The sequence below is a fragment of the Thioclava sp. F28-4 genome (assembly GCF_002020045.1).
Lineage (GTDB): Bacteria > Pseudomonadota > Alphaproteobacteria > Rhodobacterales > Rhodobacteraceae > Thioclava > Thioclava sediminum.
The window spans coordinates 1-17,151 of record NZ_MPZQ01000008.1; the positions used below are offsets into that span (position 1 = coordinate 1).

At 62.7% G+C, this 17,151-nt stretch carries 17 protein-coding genes and 1 tRNA gene; 8 read left to right on the plus strand and 10 right to left on the minus strand.

All coding sequences use genetic code 11. The features are described from left to right. The 5 genes from BMI87_RS16100 to leuB all read right to left on the minus strand — a co-directional run. A partial coding sequence (locus tag BMI87_RS16100) for a dTDP-glucose 4,6-dehydratase (RefSeq protein WP_146681642.1) occupies positions 1-671 on the minus strand: 671 nt, incomplete at its 3' end. Beyond that, complete coding sequence (gene rfbC, locus BMI87_RS16105) at positions 668-1,240, minus strand: dTDP-4-dehydrorhamnose 3,5-epimerase (RefSeq protein WP_078522642.1); 573 nt, start codon at positions 1,238-1,240, stop codon at positions 668-670. The genes BMI87_RS16100 and rfbC, both read right to left, overlap by 4 nt. A 99-nt stretch (positions 1,241-1,339) precedes the next feature. Then, positions 1,340-1,416: transfer RNA gene (locus tag BMI87_RS16110), tRNA-Pro, on the minus strand. Positions 1,417-1,468: 52 nt separating this feature from the next. Beyond that, on the minus strand, positions 1,469-2,446 hold the full coding sequence (locus BMI87_RS16115) for a DMT family transporter (RefSeq protein WP_078522643.1): 978 nt from the start codon (positions 2,444-2,446) through the stop codon (positions 1,469-1,471). A gap of 116 nt (positions 2,447-2,562) precedes the next feature. Further along, the gene (leuB, locus tag BMI87_RS16120; protein WP_078522644.1) at positions 2,563-3,666 is read right to left on the minus strand and encodes a 3-isopropylmalate dehydrogenase; all 1,104 of its coding nucleotides are present in this window, start codon (positions 3,664-3,666) and stop codon (positions 2,563-2,565) included. A gap of 327 nt (positions 3,667-3,993) precedes the next feature. Here leuB and BMI87_RS16125 point away from each other — a divergent pair, with 327 nt between their 5' ends. Next, complete coding sequence (locus BMI87_RS16125; RefSeq protein WP_246832722.1) at positions 3,994-4,803, plus strand: epimerase; 810 nt, start codon at positions 3,994-3,996, stop codon at positions 4,801-4,803. Here BMI87_RS16125 and BMI87_RS16130 read toward each other — a convergent pair. The 5 genes from BMI87_RS16130 to leuC all read right to left on the minus strand — a co-directional run bounded on the left by BMI87_RS16130 (position 4,767) and on the right by leuC (position 9,578). Further along, positions 4,767-5,789, minus strand: coding sequence for an endonuclease/exonuclease/phosphatase family protein (locus BMI87_RS16130; protein ID WP_246832723.1), 1,023 nt, complete (start codon positions 5,787-5,789; stop codon positions 4,767-4,769). The two genes, BMI87_RS16125 and BMI87_RS16130, sit on opposite strands and share 37 nt — an antisense overlap. Before the next feature lie 11 nt (positions 5,790-5,800). Then, a complete protein-coding gene (locus BMI87_RS16135; protein WP_133052000.1) occupies positions 5,801-6,628 on the minus strand; it encodes a hypothetical protein in 828 nt (275 codons plus the stop codon). A gap of 272 nt (positions 6,629-6,900) precedes the next feature. Continuing rightward, positions 6,901-7,413 (minus strand): HdeD family acid-resistance protein, encoded by a 513-nt coding sequence (locus BMI87_RS16140; protein WP_078522647.1) that lies wholly within the window; start codon positions 7,411-7,413, stop codon positions 6,901-6,903. Between the two features lie 125 nt (positions 7,414-7,538). Continuing rightward, positions 7,539-8,144 carry a 3-isopropylmalate dehydratase small subunit gene (gene leuD / locus BMI87_RS16145; RefSeq protein ID WP_078522648.1) on the minus strand — a complete coding sequence of 202 codons (606 nt, stop codon included), beginning with the start codon at positions 8,142-8,144 and terminating at the stop codon, positions 7,539-7,541. A gap of 12 nt (positions 8,145-8,156) precedes the next feature. Then, positions 8,157-9,578 (minus strand): 3-isopropylmalate dehydratase large subunit, encoded by a 1,422-nt coding sequence (gene leuC / locus BMI87_RS16150; protein ID WP_078522649.1) that lies wholly within the window; start codon positions 9,576-9,578, stop codon positions 8,157-8,159. A gap of 266 nt (positions 9,579-9,844) precedes the next feature. Here leuC and BMI87_RS16155 point away from each other — a divergent pair, with 266 nt between their 5' ends. The 7 genes from BMI87_RS16155 to BMI87_RS16185 all read left to right on the plus strand — a co-directional run bounded on the left by BMI87_RS16155 (position 9,845) and on the right by BMI87_RS16185 (position 17,141). After that, the gene (locus tag BMI87_RS16155) at positions 9,845-11,200 is read left to right on the plus strand and encodes a mechanosensitive ion channel family protein (RefSeq protein ID WP_078522650.1); all 1,356 of its coding nucleotides are present in this window, start codon (positions 9,845-9,847) and stop codon (positions 11,198-11,200) included. Between the two features lie 132 nt (positions 11,201-11,332). Continuing rightward, the gene (gene rsfS, locus BMI87_RS16160; protein ID WP_075776745.1) at positions 11,333-11,695 is read left to right on the plus strand and encodes a ribosome silencing factor; all 363 of its coding nucleotides are present in this window, start codon (positions 11,333-11,335) and stop codon (positions 11,693-11,695) included. A 10-nt stretch (positions 11,696-11,705) separates the two neighbouring features. Next, entirely contained in the window at positions 11,706-12,173 is a 468-nt protein-coding gene (rlmH, locus tag BMI87_RS16165; RefSeq protein ID WP_078522651.1) for a 23S rRNA (pseudouridine(1915)-N(3))-methyltransferase RlmH, read from the plus strand. Between the two features lie 97 nt (positions 12,174-12,270). Next, on the plus strand, positions 12,271-12,990 hold the full coding sequence (locus tag BMI87_RS16170; protein WP_078522652.1) for a class I SAM-dependent methyltransferase: 720 nt from the start codon (positions 12,271-12,273) through the stop codon (positions 12,988-12,990). 70 nt (positions 12,991-13,060) lie between these two features. Next, complete coding sequence (gene gpmI, locus BMI87_RS16175) at positions 13,061-14,584, plus strand: 2,3-bisphosphoglycerate-independent phosphoglycerate mutase (protein ID WP_078522653.1); 1,524 nt, start codon at positions 13,061-13,063, stop codon at positions 14,582-14,584. After that, positions 14,581-15,726, plus strand: coding sequence for a murein hydrolase activator EnvC (locus BMI87_RS16180; protein ID WP_078522654.1), 1,146 nt, complete (start codon positions 14,581-14,583; stop codon positions 15,724-15,726). The genes gpmI and BMI87_RS16180 overlap by 4 nt, the downstream gene beginning before the upstream one ends. Before the next feature lie 2 nt (positions 15,727-15,728). Next, positions 15,729-17,141 (plus strand): S41 family peptidase, encoded by a 1,413-nt coding sequence (locus BMI87_RS16185; protein ID WP_078522655.1) that lies wholly within the window; start codon positions 15,729-15,731, stop codon positions 17,139-17,141. Positions 17,142-17,151 lie beyond the last annotated feature (10 nt).

Consider the following 17,151-nt stretch of genomic DNA (forward strand, 5'->3'; position numbering starts at 1 on the left):
ACATAGAGCCAGTCGCGCACGTTCGAGCCGTCGCCATAGATCGGCAGCGGCTTGCCCGCGAGCGCGTTCAGGATCACGACCGGGATCAGCTTTTCGGGGAAGTGATAGGGGCCGTAATTGTTCGAGCAGTTCGTGAGCACCACTGGCAGGCCATAGGTCTCGTGCCAGGCGCGCACGAGATGGTCCGAGCCCGCTTTCGAGGCGGAATAGGGACTGTTCGGCGCGTAGGGCGTCTCTTCGGTGAACTGGCCGGTGGGGCCGAGCGTGCCATAGACCTCGTCGGTCGAGATGTGATGGAAGCGGAAGCTCTCGGGACGGCCTTCGGCTTCCCAAAAGCTGCGCGCCGCCTGCAGCATGTTGTAGGTGCCCATCACGTTGGTTTCGATGAAGGCGCCGGGGCCGTCGATCGAACGGTCGACATGGCTTTCGGCTGCGAGATGCATCACCGCGTCGGGCTTGTGGCGGGTGAAGATCGCCGCCAAGGCCTCCGGGTCGCGGATATCGGCCTGTTCGAACGCATAAAGCGGGCTATCGGCGACGGGCGCGACATTCTCGAGGCAAGCGGCATAGGTCAGCGCGTCGAGGTTCACCACCTCATGGCCGCGCGAGACGGCGAGACGGACGACGGCGGAGCCGATGAACCCGGCACCCCCGGTGACGAGGATCTTCATGCTGCGCCCTCCCATTTGAAGGGGCTGTCGAACCCGGCAAACAGCGGCGCTTCCGCATCCTTACCGGACAAAACAGGCTCTGTTCCTGCGGAAAACGGCCAATCGACGCCCAGATCGGGATCGTCCCAGCGGATCGCGCCCTCACACTCGGGCGCGTAGTAATCCGAGCATTTGTAGACGATCTCGGTCCCCGGCTCGAGCGTGACGAACCCATGCGCAAAGCCCGCCGGGATCAAGAGTTGCTTGCCGTTCTCAAAACTCAGCTCGGTGCCGAACCAATGGCCGTAAGTCGGGCTGCCCTTGCGGATATCCACCGCGACATCCCAGAGACGCCCGCGCCCGCAGCGCACGAGCTTCGCCTGCGCGTGCGGCGGGGCCTGAAAATGCAACCCGCGCACCGTGCCCACGGTCTCCGAGACCGAATGATTGTCCTGCACGAAATCGTTCTCGATCCCGGCCTCGGCAAATCGCTTCGCCGAATAGCTCTCGGAGAAAAATCCGCGGTGATCGCCGAATCGCTTCGGGGTGATCACAAGAACGCCGCTGAGAGGAGTTGGTTCGACCTGCATTCGCCCTGCCTTCATTGCTTCGGGAAAGTTGTGCCAAAGCACGGCCCGAAAGGCCAGCGACATCGCTGTAAGCAAAGAAATCAGGGGAAATCGGGAAAATGGTCGGAGCGAGAGGATTCGAACCTCCGACCCCCTGCTCCCGAAGCAGGTGCGCTACCAGGCTGCGCTACGCTCCGACCGTGGGCGGGGAATTAGCCGCTTGTGCAGGGTTTTGCAAGGGGGTCTGAGTCAGCTTCTTGAATTGCGTGCACGAAGGCCCAAAACGCGACCCAGAAGCGACGATCGCGGGGCGGTGACGGTTTCGGACCGGCCCCTTGTGCGCAGCACCGGCTGGTTCTCGGAGACACGGGTCTCGCGGATGACGATGTAGATACCCGAGAGGATCACCACGCCCGCGCCGACAAGCGTCGGGATGTCCACGCTTTCGTGGAAGATGATCCAGCCGTAGAAGACCGCCCAGAGGATCTGCGAATATTGCATCGGCGCGACGATGGCAGCCTCTCCCGCGCGATAAGCGAGGATTTGCAGGAAGGAGGCGGTCAGGCCGAAGATCGCGATCACCGCCATGAGACCGAGATCACCGATCTGTAGCGGCTGCCAGACGAAGGGCAGAAGGATCGCCATGACGATCACATTGCCCAGAAGCGGCGAGAGCAGCAGCACGACAGAACGCTCCTCGGAGCCAATCTTGCGCACGATCACCGAGGCCAGAGAACCCGTGACCGCCGCCGTCATCGCCGCAAAGTGGCCCGGTGCGAGATCCGCCTGACCGGGGCGCACCACGATCACCACGCCGATCAGGCCGAGGATAACCGCGGCCCAGCGGTGAATGCCGACCTTCTCGCCCAGGATCGGGATCGAGAAGACGGTCACCAAGAGCGGCATCGCGAAGAGGAGCGGATAGACCTGCGCGAGCGGCAGGGTCGAGAAGGCGTAGAACGCACAAAGCCCGGTGACGACGGTGGTAAAGACCCGACCGACGACCCAGCCGGGGTGAACCGGGCGCAGGCTTCCCCCGCGTTTGTCGTTGAGCAGGATCACCGAGAGCAGGGGAAAAGACAGGAGCGCCGCGAAGAACACGATCTGAACCGGCGAATAGGTCTGGCCCAGATGTTTGATGATGACGTCATGCGTGGCGAAAATCGCCATCGAGGTCAGGCCGAGCGACGCACCGCGCGCGTTTGATTTTCCGCCGAAATCGGGCATGGGAGGCTCCCGGTGTTATCGCTCACATCTTGAGCGGATGTTCGGGAGTTGCAAGGCCGCGGCATGAAAAAGGCGCGAGCTTGCGCCCGCGCCTTTCACAAAACTTGTCTCGTGGATCAGAGCGAGGCGTCGAGCGCTTCGATGATCTTGTCGCCCATTTCGGAGGTCGAGACCGGGGTGCCACCTTCGGGGCCCATCAGGTCTGCAGTGCGCACGCCATCGGCCAGCACTTTCTCGATCGCGGTTTCCAGACGAGTCGCCTCGTCGCCCTGATCGAAGCTGTAGCGCAGCGCCATCGCGAAGCTGAGGATACAGGCGATTGGGTTGGCCTTGCCCTGCCCCGCAATGTCGGGGGCCGAGCCATGCACGGGCTCGTACATCGCTTTCGGGCGACCATTCGCCATCGGCGCGCCGAGCGACGCGGAGGGCAGCATCCCGAGCGAGCCGGTCAGCATCGCGGCGCAGTCGGACAGGATGTCGCCGAACAGGTTGTCGGTGACGATCACGTCGAACTGCTTGGGCGCGCGCACGAGCTGCATCGCGCCGTTATCCGCATACATGTGGCTCAGTTCGACTTCCGGATATTCCTCGCCGACGCGGGTCACGACCTCGCGCCAGAGGATGCCCGACTCCATCACGTTGGCCTTCTCCATCGAGCAGAGCTTCTTGTTGCGCTTCATCGCCAGTTCGAACGCGGCGCGGGCGGCGCGCTCGATCTCGGACTCGGTGTAGCGCTGGGTGTTGATGCCGACGCGCTCGTTACCTTCCTCGAAGATGCCGCGCGGCTCACCGAAATAGACGCCCGAGGTCAGTTCGCGCACGATCATGATGTCGAGGCCTGCCACCACGTCCTTCTTCAGCGACGAGAAATCGGCCAGCGCGTCGAAGCATTGCGCGGGGCGCAGGTTGGCAAACAGGTCCATCTCCTTGCGCAGGCGCAGCAGACCGCGCTCGGGCTTCACAGAGAAATCGAGCACGTCGTATTTCGGACCGCCCACGGCACCGAGCAGAACCGCGTCCACTTCCTGCGCCCTCGCCATCGTCTCATCGGCCAGCGGCACGCCGTGCTTGTCATAGGCCGCACCGCCGACGAGGTCTTCGCTGACGTCGAAGGCGAGATCGCGCTTGGCACCGTACCAGTCGATGACTTTGCGAACCTCGGCCATGACTTCGGGGCCGATCCCGTCGCCGGGCAGGATGAGGATGGAGGGGTTGGACATGAGGATAATCTCCCAAGAAAACAGGGTCTCGAAGGGCGTATCCCCTGCCCGCCCCTTGGTCAAGCGGCACAGGTCGCGAAACCGTGTCTGGACGATCGGCAAGCGGTTGCCGAGGCTTCGGCGGGCTTTTGCGGATCAGGTGGTTGGCGAGTGGCCCCCGCACGCGTATGAGCGCATGCTAGAGTTTAGAGCAGGCAGACGACACATGAGGGCGAAATGAATCGCAGGGTATTGATCCTGGGAATGGGCGGTTTGTTCGGATCTGCTGCGGCACGGTCCTTCAGGGCCGCTGGCTGGGACGTCGATCGCTATCGCCGGGGCACCGACATGGCTATCGCAGCGCGCGGCGCGCGGTGGATCGTAAATGCGATGAACCCGCCGAACTACCACGACTGGGCGAACCAGATCCCCCAGATCACCAAGCAGGTTCTAGCCGCGTCGCGCGACAGCGGAGCCTCGGTGATGGTGCCGGGCAATGTCTATGTCTACGGGCGCGAGCCGTCTCCGTGGAGCGCATCGACCCCGCATCACGCCTGCACCCGAAAGGGCAAGATCCGCGCCGAGATGGAGGCGCGCTACCGCGCCCATGCCGAAGAGGGCCGTTCGGTCGCGATCCTGCGCGGCGGCGATTTCATCAATGCCGAAGCGCCCGACACGCTGCTCAACCGGGTGATGTTGAAGGATTTGCGCAAGGGCAAGATCACGTCGCTCGGCAAGCCCGATGCACAGCGAGTCTATGCCGATCTCGAGGATATGACCCGGATCGCCGTGCAACTGGCCGAAACCGAAGATCACACGCCCGGTCTGCTCGACCTCGGTTTTCCCGGCACGCGGTTCTCTGCGCGCGAACTGGCCGAGGAATTCTCGAGTCAGATGGGGCGCGACATCTCGATCAAGAAATTCCCGTGGACGGCGCTGCTGCTTGCCTCACCCGCATGGGAGCTGGCACGCGAGCTGCGCGAAATGCGCTACCTGTTCGACATGAGCCACGAGATCGACGGCACAGATTTCCACGCGCGCTTCCCGGAATTCACACCGAAGACGCTGCAGCGCGTGGTGTTCGAGCATCTCTATATCCGGGGCCTCAAGGTCGTGCCCGATCAGGGCAACGCGATGTCGAGCCACACCATCTTGTGACGCGAGGCGGCTGCAGCCGCCTTCGCCAAGGGCGCGCCCGGCTTCGGCCAGACGACGCCCGCCCCTGTCACTTTCAGATCGGTCGACGGCAGAACGTAATCGAGCCGCAGATTGCCCGGCCCGTCGTAATCGGCGGTATCGAGGCCCGGATCGCCTTCATGCGCGGGATCGGCAGCCAGCTTCGCGCCGTCACTGCGCGGCCGCGGGTCTTGCAGATGCGGGCCGTTCAGCAGCAGATCGAGCGCATCGCGCCGTCCTTCCCCATCCATCGGATCGAGACTGGCGTCGCCTAGCAGGATCACCGGCGCTTCGGGCGGCAGCGCGTCGAGTTCCCCATCCAGATACCGGAGCCAGAAGGCGATCTCGTCGCGATTACGGCGTCCGTTGCGATCTTCCGGCCCGTCGAAAACAGGCGGCGTCGCGGCGAAGGCCAGAAGATGCAGCGGCTCGCCCGAAGGCAGTTGGAGCGGCACATCCCAATGCGCGGTGGAGCTGAGACGCTGCACCTCCAGCGCCTCCGGCGACAGGTCCGCCCCTGCGCTCTGCCCGTCGGGCAGGTCCTTCCAGAGCATCTTGGAGAAATCGCGCGCGCGGTCGGCCTCGATCGGGTAACGCGACAGAAGCGCCAGACCGCCCTGCCCCGGAAACCGCCCGTAGCCCTGCGCATCGCGCGCTTCACCAAGCTTGCCGTTTCCGTCTAGATCCACCCCGCTCGGCCAGCCGCTATTGGGGTGCGGCGCGAAGAGATACGGATAGGGCTGCGCGAAAGTCTCATTCAACGCGGCCAGCGCCTGCCCGTCATAGTCCCAGTCGATCCCGGTCAGCAAAAGCACATCCGGTGCGATCGCATCGACGATCCGGGTCACAGCCGCGACCTGCGCTGTGTCGTTGCGGATATCTTTCAGCAAAAGCCCCGGACCCCGGCGCGAAAGCCCGGCATCCCATGTCGCCACGCGCAGGCTCTCTGCCGCGGCAGGCAGTGCCAAGCAGGTCGCGATCAGGCCGGCAAGTAGTCGCTCGCCCCGGAAGCGAGACGCTTGTTTTCGATCATTTGCGCCACCCGCGCCAGCGCGATGCCGCGCATGAACAGGCTTGCGGGAAGGAAGGCCCATGCCGTCACCATCCAGATCATCGTGTGGGGCACTTCGAGCGTCACGATCACGAAACTGACCGAGACGAGTTTGAGCACCGCTGGAATAAGGAAGGGCAAGAGGAAGCCCAGCGCAATGTTGAACCAGGAATCGCGGCGCAGACGCTCGACCACGTCGCCGCCTGCGGTCGGGTCGAAAGTCGGCAGATTGACCCAGACGTTGAATTTCGTATGCGCCTGCGGCCAGCCCATGATCCGCATGACGATGACGAAATAGCCAAGGGTCAGCAGCGAGATCAGGTAGGCCATGCCCGCAGCGGTGCGCACCAGCGCGACCTGATGCAGCGAGGCATCCGCTGGCAGCGCGAGTTGCAGCAGGCGAACGGGGCTGTAAGGCACATCGATGGAGCTGGCGACGGTCGTGCCGAGAACCTCGATCAGTCGGGTGAGCGTCGAGGCGTGATATTGCGACTGCACCGCCAGCGAGAGCAGCAGCACCGTCAGGAACAGCGACATGAAGCGGATGCGGTTGAAGGGCGGCGCATCGCGGAACTCGATCAGACCGGGATAAACGGAAGCATATTCGAAAAGGGTCAGCGCGAAACCGAACAGCGCCATAAGCGCCACGATCTGTGCGGTGTCACTACTTGTATCAGGCAGAATGAGCGCGGGGGTGCATATCACCACCGCGACGAGGATCGCGCGAACAAGCGCCCCTGAGAGACGTGAGAACACAGTTACCCTACCCTTCCCTGCGGTCGGATGCGGTACATTGCCGATCCTTTTACCCGCAAGACGCGCGCCAACTGTGGCGCGCTGCCTCAAACTTGCCATGATTTTGCCCAAGTTCCCGATCCAAGCAAATAGTGTTTTCAGACTCTGTGCCGCATTAAGGCATTTTCTTGGAAGACCTGGTGCGACATTGCATCAACAAAGGTGCAAAAATGTGGCAACCTAGGAGGCGAAACCATATTTTGTGGATCAAGGGGTTAGCGCCTCAAAAACCCTCAGGAGTCGCGATTGGCAAAGCCAAGTGCGGCAAGCCCGACACCATCCGCCAAGAGCTGAATCCCAAGCAATAGTCCAAGGATTTGCGTCGCGATCTGATCGAAAGCAGAGAAGATCAGCACGCCGATCAGGATCGAAACCGCGCCCGACAGGACCAACATCCACCGCAGGCGCGGCCCGGCAAGGCGCAGACCGATGAGCAAGCGCAGCGCGCCCATCAGCAGGAAGAGCACGCCGACCACCGCCGCGAGCGAAACCGTGCCGGACATCGGATCGGCCATCAGCCAGACGCCGACGACGATGTTGAGAAGTGCGATCAGCGCATGCCACGCCCGATGCGCCCCGTCGCGGTCGTTAAAGGCGAGCCACGCCTGCACCACCCCGGCGATCAGGAACAGGATGCCGACGAAGGTGGTCAGGGCCAGCGAGGTCGCGAAGGGATTCGTGATGGCCGCAACGCCGAGAACGATCAGCACGAGGCCGGTCACCAGAAACAGGGTCGAAACGCGCATCGCATCATCCTCTCGATCTACGTCAAATGATGAACCCTACCACGGGCGCCGGGTTCCCGCGCCCCCTCTCATGTAAAAAGCCGCCCCGGTCGGAGCGGCTTTCCATGTAGCGATAGCTTCTTGGGTTACACCCAGGGACGCGCCTGATGCATCTGCGTCTCGAACGTGTCGATGGCCGCGGCCTTCTCCAGCGTCAGACCGATATCGTCGAGACCTTCGAGCAGGCAGTGCTTCTTGAACGCATCGACGTCGAACTTGATCGTCTCGCCTTCCGAGGTCGTGATCTCCTGGTTCTCGAGATCGACGGTCATCCGTGCGTTCGAGCCCTTCTCGGCATCCTTCATCAGCATGTCGACCTGCTCCTGCGGAAGCACGATCGGCAGCATCCCGTTCTTGAACGAGTTGTTGTAGAAGATGTCGGCGAAGGAGGTCGAAACGATCACCTTGATGCCGAAATCGGCCAGCGCCCACGGGGCGTGCTCGCGCGAGGAGCCGCAGCCGAAGTTGTCGCCGACCACGAGGATCTGCGCTTCGCGATATTGCGGCTTGTTGAGCACGAAGTCGGGGTTCTCGTTGCCCTGACGGTCGTAACGCATCTCGTCGAACGCATGCACGCCGAGACCGGTGCGCTTGATCGTCTTCAGGAAGCCCTTGGGGATGATCATATCGGTGTCGATATTGACCAGCGGCATGGGAGCGGCGATCCCGGTGACTTTTTCGAACTTTTCCATTCTCGTCGCTCCTTACGCGTCTTCCAGTTCCATCAGCTTGCGCACATCGGTCAGATGACCGGTGACAGCAGCTGCGGCGGCCATTTGCGGGCTCATCAGATGGGTGCGGCCCTTGTAGCCCTGACGCCCTTCGAAGTTCCGGTTCGAGGTCGACGCGCAGCGCTCGCCCTCGGCCAGCTGGTCGGGGTTCATCGCGAGACACATCGAGCAGCCCGCCATGCGCCATTCGAAACCGGCATCGAGGAAGATCTTGTCCAGACCTTCTTCCTCCGCCTGCGCGCGCACGAGACCCGAGCCCGGCACGACCATCGCACGGACGCCATCGGCCAGCTTGCGGCCTTTGACGACTTCAGCGGCGGCGCGCAAATCCTCGATCCGGCCGTTGGTGCAGGACCCGATGAAGACAACGTCGATCTTGATGTCGGTCAGCTTGGTGCCAGCTTCGAGGCCCATGTAGTCGAGCGCCCGCTTGGCCGCTTCGACCTTGCCGCCTTTGAAGTCCTCCGGCGCGGGGACAGAGCCCGAGATCGGCAGCACATCCTCGGGCGAGGTGCCCCAGGTCACAACCGGTTCGATCTCTTCGGCCTTGATGGTGACGACCTTGTCGAAATGCGCGCCCTCATCGGTGTAGAGCTGCTTCCACCAATGCAGAGCCGCTTCCCATTGCGCGCCTTTCGGAGCGTGGGCCCGGCCTTTGACATACTCGAACGTCTTCTCGTCCGGGGCGATCAGGCCTGCGCGCGCGCCGCCTTCGATCGCCATATTGCAGACGGTCATGCGGCCTTCCATCGACAGATCGCGGATCGCTTCGCCGCAATATTCGATGACATGGCCGGTGCCGCCGGCGGTGCCGGTCGCGCCGATGACCGACAGCGTGATGTCCTTGGCGGTGACGCCCGGACGCAGCTTGCCGGTGATCTCGACCTTCATGTTCTTCGACTTCGACTGGATCAGCGTCTGGGTGGCCAGAACGTGCTCCACTTCCGAAGTGCCGATGCCGTGGGCGAGCGCGCCGAACGCGCCATGGGTCGCGGTGTGGCTATCGCCGCAGACGACGGTCATGCCCGGCAGGGTCCAGCCCTGTTCGGGGCCGACGATGTGGACGATGCCCTGACGCACGTCGGAGACCGGGTAATAGTTCACCCCGAAATCCTTGGCGTTCTTGTCGAGCGCGTCGACCTGAATCCGGCTTTCCTCGTTCTCGATCCCCTTGGCGCGGTCGAGCGTGGTCGGCACGTTGTGATCCGGAACGGCGATGGTTTTCTCCGGCGCGCGCACCTTGCGGCCCGCGATGCGCAGCCCTTCGAAGGCTTGCGGCGAGGTCACTTCGTGGACGAGGTGACGGTCGATATAGAGCAGGCTGGTGCCGTCTTCGTCTTCGGACACGACATGCGCGTCCCAGATCTTGTCATAGAGGGTCTTCGGAGCAGACATGGCTCTCACTTTCTTTGGATGGCTGGCCTAAAAACGGCCGTTTGTCAGACATGGGACAGCAGGCGCAGATATGCGCCCGCAGGCGCGGAGCATCAAAGTCGTGCCAGCACCGAGCGGCTTTCGCCGTAGAAGCGCTCGCGAAGGCGGGCGCGGTCATCCATGTCGAAAACGAGTGTCATGGGGCGCTAAATACGGCGAATCCGTCTCTGAGGCAATCGAAGAGTCCGTGTTTGGACTGATCGCAAAACCGGGCTAACGTCATTTTCATGGATTTCGCGAATGGGGACATCGTCAAGATATTGGCTTCGATCTGGGCCCAGATCGAAATCTTCCTCAATTCGATCGTGCTGCCCTCGCGGCTTTGGCAGTTCGGGATCATCGCGGCATGTTTCGCGCTGGCCCATCTCGGGCGGATCTGGCTTGCCCCGAAAGTCGATGACTGGGGACGTCGGCGCGAGCTTTCGACCCGCCAGCTTCGGCTGCTGATCCTGTTCCGGCAACGTTTGCGCGGCTTCCTCTTCGTTCTTCTCGCCTGGGCGTCGGTCTTCGTGCTCGAGGCGACCAAAGGCTTTTATTCCTGGCGCTTCCTCGTGGTGCTGGTGGCAACGCTGGTCACGGCATGGCTGGTCGTGGGCCTCGTCGCGCGACTGATCCGCAACGCGCTTCTGCGCCGCATCGTGCGCTGGGGCGCGTGGATCTGGGTGACGCTTTATTACCTCGGGCTGTGGGACGAGACCGTGCGGCTTCTGAACGGGACGGCGGTCGAATTCGGGGATTTCCGGATTACGGCCTACGGCGTTCTCAAAGCGCTGGTGCTGACGACGATCCTGCTGTCGGTCGCGCGGATCATCTCGGGGCAGACCTCGGTGCGGCTGCGCACCAACGAGGATATCAGCCCCTCAATGTCGGAGCTGGTCATCAAGGTGATGCAGGTCGTGCTCTATGGCGCGGCGCTGTTCATCGGGATCAAAGCGGTGGGCTTCGACCTGACCGGGCTTGCCGTTCTGTCCGGTGCGATCGGCGTGGGCCTCGGCTTCGGTCTGCAGAAAGTCGTGTCGAACCTCGTCTCGGGCGTGATCATCCTGCTGGATAAGTCGATCAAGCCCGGCGACGTGATCAGCCTTGGCGAGACCTTCGGCTGGATCAATTCGCTGGGCGCGCGCTACGTCTCGGTCGTTACGCGCGACGGCAAGGAGTACTTGATCCCGAACGAGGACCTGATCACGGGGCAGGTGGTCAACTGGTCGCATTCCAACGAATTCGTCCGGATCGACCTGAATTTCGGCATCTCCTATCACGACGATCCGCATCTGGTGCGCAAGCTGGCGATCGAGGCCGCGCAATCGGTGAACCGCGTCTTGAAGACCCGGCCGACCGTCTGTCACATCACCGGCTTCGGCGACAGTTCGGTCGATTACATCCTGCGGTTCTGGATCACCGACCCCGTCGAAGGGCTGACGAACGTGCGCGGACAGGTGTTCCTCGCATTGTGGGATACGTTCAAGGCGAACGGCATTTCGATCCCGTTCCCGCAGCGCGAAGTGCGCGTGCTCGAAGGGTCACAGCTTGACTTGCAACCCGGGCCGGAAACGCATAGCGAAAATTCGCCGCATGAAAATTGAAATTGAACCTTCGGGATGCTATTTTCGGAGGACGTCCAGCGCCGGGGCCATTTCGGTGCGTAACATCTGGAGGACCATGTCCTGTCTCATCTTTCCATCGTGCCGAGTGATGCCGGCACAAAGGCAGCGGCCATGAATACACGGGCCGTCAATGCCGAAGCGACGAGCGAAGAAATCCTCGCGCGCGTCATCTCTTCCCTCGAAGACGACAAGGCCGAAGACATCGTGACCATCGACCTGCGCGGTCGGTCCTCGATCGGTGACTACATGGTTGTCTGTTCCGGGCGCAGCACGCGTCAGGTCAGCGCCATCGCCGAGAACCTGACCGAGCGGCTGAAGCACGAATTCGACCGGGCTTGCAAAGTTGAGGGCAAGGATCAGGGCGACTGGGTGCTGATCGACAGCTCCGACGTCATCGTTCACGTCTTCCGCCCGGAAGTGCGCGAGTTCTATCAGCTGGAAAAGATGTGGATGCCTGCGGGCGCCCCCGTCTGAGTTCGGCTGCATGAAGATCACGATCTGCGCGGTGGGCCGCTTGCGCAAGGGGCCCGAACGCGAGCTGATCGACGACTACCTGAAACGCTTCGAGAAATCCGGGCGCGCCTTCGGGCTCGGCCCGGCTTCCGTCGTTGAAGTCGAAGACAAGAAGGGCTTGGGGCAGGGCGCGGAGGCTGACCTGCTGAGCCGCGCCATTCCCGACGGATCGGTGATCGTCACGCTCGACGAACGCGGCAGCCTGATTTCCTCGCCCGAATTTGCCACCAAGCTGCAAGGCTGGCGCGATCAGGCGCGCGATGTGGCTTTCGTGATCGGCGGCGCGGACGGGATCGACCCGTCCCTGCGAAGCCGCGCCGAGTTCTCGATCTCCTTCGGCAAGATGGTCTGGCCGCATATGCTGGCCCGCGTCATGCTGACCGAACAGATCTACCGCGCCGGCCAGATCATCGCCGGCACCCCCTATCACCGCGTCTGATCAGCACATCTTTAGATTGTGCAGCTTTCAATAGCTTGCGCCGCGTCTCCGCGACGTTACGCTGCGTCCGAAAACAATGCCCAGCAGGTCAGGCTCCATGAATACACTTCGCGACATGAATATTTCCGGCGCGTCCATTTCGCGCGAGGCGATGATGCTGATGGGCTTCCAGCGAACGCGCCAGATTTCCGGCACCGCGCGCAAGGCCTGGGAAGCCGGCGACAGGGGGCCCGCGCTGGAAGAAGTCGAGGCCCGGAACGAAGAGATTTTCCGCGGGGCGCTCGCCGAGGTCTTCACCGAGTATCTCCCTCTGCGAAAGGCGCTTGAGGAAACCGGTCGCCGACCGACCCATGTGATCGACATCGGCTGCGGTCAGGGCCTCAACGACGCGTTGCTGATCAAGGATTACGATTGCGCCGTGACCCTGATCGATATCGAGGAAACCCCGGAGCAATACCATTTCTGGAGCGATACCGGTGCGGGCTATGCCTCGCTCGACGCCGCGGCGTCGTTTCTGCGCGACAATGGCGCCCCTGCGGTCGAGACGCTCAACCCGGTCAAGCAGCCTGATGCTCTGGAGGGGGTCACGGGCGATCTCGTCACCAGCCTGATTTCCTGCGGTTTCCATTACCCGATCGGCGACTATCTCGACCTTATGATGCGGGTGATCCGGGATGGCGGCGCGGTCGTGCTGGACCTGCGTCGGCGCTACATACAAAAGCCCGACGCGGCGCTTTCGTCGCTGATCGCGGCCACGCGACAGACCGAAATCCTCAGCTACGAAAAGAAAGCCCGGCGGATCATGTTCCAGGCCTGAGCCGCACACGCCCCCGGTTGCCGCCAAGGCTTGCGAGGCGTATGAGGGGGCAACAGATTAGGAGGCCGCCATGACCCGCCCGAAACCCGTCGTCCTGTGCATTCTCGATGGCTTTGGCGAGCGAAAGGAGCGCGAAGGCAACGCGCCCCTGCTGGCCGATACCCCGAACCTCGACCGCGTTCTGTGGAACAACCCGGCGAAATCGACGCTGGTAACCTTCGGCCCCGATGTCGGGCTGCCGAGCGGTCAGATGGGCAATTCCGAGGTCGGCCACACCAATATCGGCGCAGGCCGGGTGGTGGCGATGGATTTGGGCCAGATCGATCTGGCGATCGAGGACGGGTCTTTCTTCAAGAACGAGGCGATCCTGTCTTTCATCGACACGATGAAAGACAGCGGCGGGCGCGCGCATCTGATGGGCGTCATCTCGGACGGTGGTGTGCATGGTCATATCGAACATACGCTCGCCGCGGCGAAAATGGTCTCGGAGGCGGGAGTGCCGGTGCTGATCCACGCGATCACCGACGGGCGCGATGTGGCACCCGATAGCGCGAAGTCCTTCGTCTCCGATCTTTGCGACCGGCTGCCCGAAGGCTGCACGGTCGTCACGGTAGATGGCCGCTATTACGCGATGGACCGCGACAACCGCTGGGAGCGCGTGGGCCTTGCCTATGACGCGATGATCAACGGCAAAGGGCAGGGGGCCGACACCCCTGTCGCGGCCGTAGAAGCCAGCTACGACAAGAAAGAAATGGACGAGTTCATCAAGCCGACCGTGATCGGAGATTACGAGGGCGCAAAGGATGGCGACGGCTTCTTCTGTCTCAATTTCCGCGCCGACCGAGCCCGTGAAATCCTGCGGGCGATCGGCGAGCCGGACTTCTCGGAATTCGAAACCGGGACCCGTCCGAAATGGGCGGCGCTGCTGGGGATGGTCGAGTATTCCGACAAGCATAACGCCTATATGAAGACCGCCTATCCGAAGCGCGAGATCGTCAACACGCTCGGCGAATGGATTTCGAAACAAGGGCTTAGCCAGTTCCACTTGGCCGAGACTGAGAAATATCCGCATGTGACCTTCTTCCTCAACGGCGGCAAGGAAGAGCCGTGGGAGGGCGAAGACCGCTACATGCCGAAATCGCCCAAGGTCGCGACCTATGACCTGCAGCCCGAGATGAGTGCGCCGGAAGTCACCGATAAATTCGTCGAGGCGATCGAGACCGGGTACGACCTGATCATCGTGAACTACGCCAACCCCGATATGGTCGGCCATACAGGCTCGCTGCAAGCCGCGATCGCAGCGGTGGAAGAGATCGACCACGATATCGGCCGCGTCGTCGAGGCGCTGGAGGCTGCGGGCGGCGCGATGATCATCACCGCCGATCACGGCAATTGCGAAACCATGATCGATCCGGAAACCGGCGGACCGCATACTGCGCATACGACGAACCTCGTTCCGGTCTCTCTGGTCGGCGGGCCGGAGGGCGCTAAGCTGCGCGAAGGCCGGCTTGCGGATCTCGCGCCGACGCTGCTGGAGCTGATGCAGATCGAGCAGCCCGAGGAAATGACCGGAAAGAGCCTGATCGTATCGTGATCCGCGCCGCACTCGCAGCTCTTCTGATCTCGGCCGGGCCGCTTTGGGCGGAAGGATCGGGCGACGCCGCACTCAAGGCCTCGGCCGATCTGCGCAAGGCGATCACTGCGCTCGATGCGGCGCAGTCGAAATCCGACCGCATCGCGGCGCTGACGAAAACGATCCACGCCTATGAACAGGGGCTGAGCGCGCTACGCGACGGCTTGCGCCGGGCCGCGATCCGCGAGCGTGAGATCAAGCAGGGGTTCGACGCGAAGCGCGAGGAGCTTGGCGGGCTGCTGGCCGTGATGTCGACGATGCAGCAATCCGACGGGCCGCTCTTGCTGCTGCATCCCTCGGGCCCCGAAGGCTCGGCCCGCTCGGGGATGGTGCTGTCTTCGGTCGCGCCGGCCTTGCAGGAAGAGGCGCAGAAACTGAGCGTCCACCTCGAGGAGATCGCGACCCTGCGCAAGTTGCAGGAAAACGCGCGCGAGACGCTGGAAGCGGGGATGGTTTCGGTGACCAAGGCGCGCACCGCGCTGTCCGAGGCGATCTCCGAGCGCCGCGAGAAACTCCCGCAACGCTATCTCGAAGAACCCGAGGAGCTGACCGCGCTGGTGCAGAGCGCCGATACGCTCGAAGGCTTCGCGACGGGCCTGAGCGATATGGAAAACGATATCGGCCCGCCGCGCGGCGATTTCGCGGGCGCGAAAGGCAGTCTGAACCTGCCTGTGATCGGCTCCGTGCTACGGGGTTTCAACGAGCCCGATGCAGCAGGGATCAAACGTCCCGGCCTCGTGATCGCTAGTGAGCCGGGCTCCTTGGTCACAACGCCCTGGGCTGCGACAATTCGCTACCGTGGTCCGTTGCTCGACTACGGAAATGTGATGGTTCTCGAACCCGCAGATGGATATCTTCTGGTTCTTGCGGGGCTCGGAACCGTCTATGGTGAGGTCGGAGACGTGCTGCCAAAGGGCACGCCCATCGGTTTGATGGGCGGAATTCAGCCGGGAGCGAAGGAATTCGGCAAGGAATTCGTGCAGGCGGCGACAGATGGCGCTGGTGCAGATCGCAGCGAGACGCTTTATTTGGAACTGAGAGAGGGCGGTAAGCCCGTGGACCCGACGCCGTGGTTCATCCAGACAAAAGACGACAAGGGTTGAGTATGAAAAAGTTCATGATGGCAGCGGTAGGCGGCACGCTCGCGGGGGCGCTTTTGTCCACGCAAGTCGCGGCGCCGCTGATGGCCGAAGAAACGAAACGCAACGAGACCGTCTACCAGCAGCTGGACCTGTTCGGCGACATTTTCGAGAAAATCCGCCAGGACTACGTTGAGCCGGTCGACAGCAAGAAGCTGATTGAAGCCGCGATCAACGGCATGCTCAGCTCGCTCGATCCGCATTCCAGCTACCTGCCGCCCTCCGATTACAGCGACATGCGCGTGCAGACGCGCGGCTCCTTCGGCGGCCTCGGCATCGAGGTCACGCAGGAAGACGGTTTCGTGAAGGTGGTTTCGCCGATGGACGGCACGCCCGCAGCTGAAGCCGGCATCAAGTCCGGCGATTTCATCACCGCGGTCGATGGCGAGTCCCTGATGGGGATCCCGCTCGATCAGGCGGTGGACAAGATGCGCGGGCCGGTCGGTTCGGACATCACCGTGACCATCGTGCGCGAAGGCGAACAGGATCCGTTCGACGTCACGCTGACCCGCGACACGATCAAGCTGACCGCCGTGAAGGGCCGCCATGACGGCGATACCGTCATCCTGCGCATCACCACGTTCAACGACCAGACCTTCCCGAACCTCGAATCCTCGATCAAAGAGCAGGTCAAAGAAGTTGGCGGTATGGACAAGGTCGATGGCTTCATCGTCGATCTGCGCAACAACCCCGGCGGTCTTCTGACGCAGGCGATCAAGACGGCGGATGCGTTCCTCGACAAGGGCGAGATCGTCTCCACCCGCGGTCGGAACCCGCAGGATAGCGAGCGCTTCAACGCGACCGCCGGCGACATGGCCGACGGCAAGCCGATCGTCGTGCTGATCAACGGTGGTTCGGCCTCGGCGTCGGAAATCGTCACCGGTGCGCTGCAGGATCATCACCGCGCGATCGTCGTCGGCACCAAGAGCTTCGGTAAGGGCTCGGTCCAGACGGTCATGCCGATCCAGGGCGAGGGCGCGATGCGTCTGACCACCGCGCGCTACTACACGCCGTCGGGCCGTTCGATCCAGTCGCTGGGTATCGCCCCCGATGTGGTCGTGCCGCAGCCCGATCAGCCGAAATCCGAGGATAAGGCTGCCGACGGCGATAACGCCCGCAAGATGACCTCCGAGGCCGATCTGAAGGGTGCGATCACCAACGACTCGATGACCGAGGACGAGAAGCAGCAGGCCGAGGACGAGCGCGCGAAAGCCGAAGAGGCCGCGAAGCGCCGGATGGAAGATTTCCAGATGTCCTACGCGATCGACCTGATCAAAGGCCTCTCGGCCATCGCCCCCGAGACGCAGGCTGACACCGCATCGACGCAAAAGGCCGAAGCGCCCAGCGACGATAGCAAATCCGACACGCAGCAGAATTGAGGGAAGGGGC

Excerpts from the sequence above, each read along its gene's own strand:
- rfbC (WP_078522642.1), bottom strand. The coding sequence starts at position 1,240 with ATGCAGGTCGAACCAACTCCTCTCAGCGGCGTTCTTGTGATCACCCCG.
- BMI87_RS16115 (WP_078522643.1), bottom strand. The coding sequence starts at position 2,446 with ATGCCCGATTTCGGCGGAAAATCAAACGCGCGCGGTGCGTCGCTCGGC.
- leuB (WP_078522644.1), bottom strand. The coding sequence starts at position 3,666 with ATGTCCAACCCCTCCATCCTCATCCTGCCCGGCGACGGGATCGGCCCC.
- BMI87_RS16125 (WP_246832722.1), top strand. The coding sequence starts at position 3,994 with ATGGCTATCGCAGCGCGCGGCGCGCGGTGGATCGTAAATGCGATGAAC.
- BMI87_RS16140 (WP_078522647.1), bottom strand. The coding sequence starts at position 7,413 with ATGCGCGTTTCGACCCTGTTTCTGGTGACCGGCCTCGTGCTGATCGTT.
- leuD (WP_078522648.1), bottom strand. The coding sequence starts at position 8,144 with ATGGAAAAGTTCGAAAAAGTCACCGGGATCGCCGCTCCCATGCCGCTG.
- leuC (WP_078522649.1), bottom strand. The coding sequence starts at position 9,578 with ATGTCTGCTCCGAAGACCCTCTATGACAAGATCTGGGACGCGCATGTC.
- BMI87_RS16155 (WP_078522650.1), top strand. The coding sequence starts at position 9,845 with ATGGATTTCGCGAATGGGGACATCGTCAAGATATTGGCTTCGATCTGG.
- rsfS (WP_075776745.1), top strand. The coding sequence starts at position 11,333 with ATGAATACACGGGCCGTCAATGCCGAAGCGACGAGCGAAGAAATCCTC.
- rlmH (WP_078522651.1), top strand. The coding sequence starts at position 11,706 with ATGAAGATCACGATCTGCGCGGTGGGCCGCTTGCGCAAGGGGCCCGAA.
- BMI87_RS16170 (WP_078522652.1), top strand. The coding sequence starts at position 12,271 with ATGAATACACTTCGCGACATGAATATTTCCGGCGCGTCCATTTCGCGC.
- gpmI (WP_078522653.1), top strand. The coding sequence starts at position 13,061 with ATGACCCGCCCGAAACCCGTCGTCCTGTGCATTCTCGATGGCTTTGGC.
- BMI87_RS16185 (WP_078522655.1), top strand. The coding sequence starts at position 15,729 with ATGAAAAAGTTCATGATGGCAGCGGTAGGCGGCACGCTCGCGGGGGCG.